Annotated in this window: 3 protein-coding genes; 1 reads left to right on the top strand and 2 read right to left on the bottom strand. The window is 70.5% G+C overall.

From position 1 onward, the window contains the following. On the bottom strand, positions 1 to 287 hold a 287-nt coding region (locus tag AC3XYG_RS42770), incomplete at its 3' end, for a helix-turn-helix domain-containing protein (protein WP_489146020.1). Between the two features lie 156 nt (positions 288 to 443). Continuing rightward, positions 444 to 1,292: a phytoene/squalene synthase family protein gene (locus AC3XYG_RS42765; RefSeq protein WP_489146019.1), complete on the bottom strand. Its 849-nt coding sequence runs from the start codon at positions 1,290 to 1,292 to the stop codon at positions 444 to 446. A gap of 115 nt (positions 1,293 to 1,407) precedes the next feature. Between AC3XYG_RS42765 and AC3XYG_RS42760 the strand changes: the two genes are divergently transcribed. Continuing rightward, positions 1,408 to 2,088, top strand: a 681-nt coding sequence (locus AC3XYG_RS42760) for an FAD-dependent monooxygenase (RefSeq protein WP_489146018.1), incomplete at its 3' end; no start/stop codon positions are given.

Below are 2,088 nucleotides of genomic sequence, written 5' to 3'. Positions count from 1 at the left end.
GTGTGGCCGACCGCGGTGACGATCCGCGCCACCACCGCATCGGCCCGGCCGATCAGCGAGGAGGCGGTGCGGAACAGCTGGCCGACGCCGACCACCAGCGGGCCCGGCCGGTAGCGCTTGCTGTCGCCCACCGTCTCCAGGAATCCGGCATCGCGCATCGCCCGCAGCAGGCGCGAGGTGTTGCTCTTCGGCAGCGACAGCAGCGCCGCCGCCTCCGTCACCGTGATCTCGGTGCGGGTGGTGTTGAAGCAGCGCAGGATGCCGGCGGCGGTGTCGAGTGTGGTCATGCCATCATCCGGTTTGTTCCACTTTATGGAACTTGATTTCCGAATAATGAAACTGTAACAGCGGCTTGCACTGTGGATCAAGCCTGTTCGGTCACGCCCAGGACGACGGGCCCGGCGAGGGCTGCCGGTCTGAGACCACAATGGGAGTGGGTTGGGCTAGTACCGCCCGAGGATGGCGCCGCGGACCAGGTCGGCCTGGCGCAGCGGCGGCGGTTCCTGGACCAGGACGGCGAAGACGTTGTGGTCGGCCCGCCGCAGCCGGCGCAGATAGCCGTCGGCGAGGCGGGCGGACAGCAGGGCCGGCACCGCCGCCCGCGGCACGGCACGCCGCAGCGCCCGCGCCTCGGCCAGGCGCAAAGCGGCCAGATCCGCCACCTTGGCCACGGCCCGCTGCAGCCCGTCATGCGGCTTCATCTCGAACAGCAGGCCACGCTCGGCGCCCGCGGCGGCGAGACCATCTTCCGGCAGATACAGCCTCTTCTGCCGGGCGTGGAACGGGATCGCCCGCATCAGCCCGACCAGGGCCCAGGCGGTGCCGACCTTGGTGGCCACGTCATGCGCCGCGCCGTCGCGGATGCCCAGCATCTCGAGATGCAGCCGCAGCAGCGGCCCGGCGGTGTCGGCGGCGTAGCGTTCGAGATCGGCCAGGGTGGCCGGCGGCTCGTCCTCCAGGTCGCGCTCGCGGGCGTCGACCACGGTGTCGAAATGGGCGCGGCTGAGGCCATGGGCGGCGACGGCCGGGGCCAGCGCGTCCAGCACCTCGTGCCGCCGCGGCCGGCCGTCATAGATCTCGCCGATCGCGTCGCGCCACCATTGCAGCCGGATCTGGCCGAGCAGCGGCTGGCTGACCACCTCGCGCGTCTTCGCCACCTCGATGTTGAAGGCATAGACGCCGAACAGCGCCGGCCGCAGCGGCGCCGGGGCGAACAGGCAGGTGAGATAGCGGTCGTGGTCGAGACGGCGAACCTGGTCGCCATTCTGTCCCAGAAGGTCTGATGTCGGCATGGCGGCCCCTATATGCCCTGTCGCCGGGCCGGCCGCCACCGCCAAGCGGTGCTTGCCAGGGAACGCTTCAAGCTTAAACTATCGCCGGACACCCACCGTCACGAGGTCCGGGACCATGAAGGCGATCATCGTCGGGGGCGGCATCGGCGGGCTGGTGACGGCGCTGATGCTGCAGGCGCGCGGACTGGACTGCACGGTGTTCGAACAGTCCGGCGAGATCCGCGAGGCCGGCGTCGGCATCAACACCCTGCCGCACGCGATCCAGGAACTGGCCGGGCTCGGGCTGCTCGACCGGCTCGATGCCATCGCCATCCGCACGCATGAGCTGTTCTACACCAACCGCTTCGGCCAGGTGATCTGGCGCGAGAAGCGCGGCCTGGATGCCGGCTTCGACGTGCCGCAGTTCTCGATCCATCGCGGCCGGCTGCATGGCGCCCTGCACCGGGCGGCGCGCGAGCGCCTGGGCGATGCGATCCGGATGGGCCGGCGCCTGGTGGGCTTCGACCAGGACGGCCAGGGCGTCACCGCCCATTTCGCCGACCGCGCCGGCGCCACCGTCGAATCGGTGCGCGGCGATGTGCTGATCGGCGCCGACGGCATCCATTCCGCGATCCGCGGCACGCTTTACCCGGACCAGGGATCGCCACGCTGGAACGGCATGATGATGTGGCGTGGCGCCATCGACTGGCCGGTCTTCATGGACGGGCGCAGCATGATCGTCGCCGGCGGCATGGCGGCGAAGGTGGTGCTGTACCCGATCGCACCGGGCGAGACGCCGGCGACGCGGCTGACCAAT

The organism is Inquilinus sp. (genome assembly GCF_057815775.1).
The sequence above is the reverse complement of the archived record's forward strand: the minus strand, read 5'-3'. Positions and strand labels throughout refer to the sequence as shown.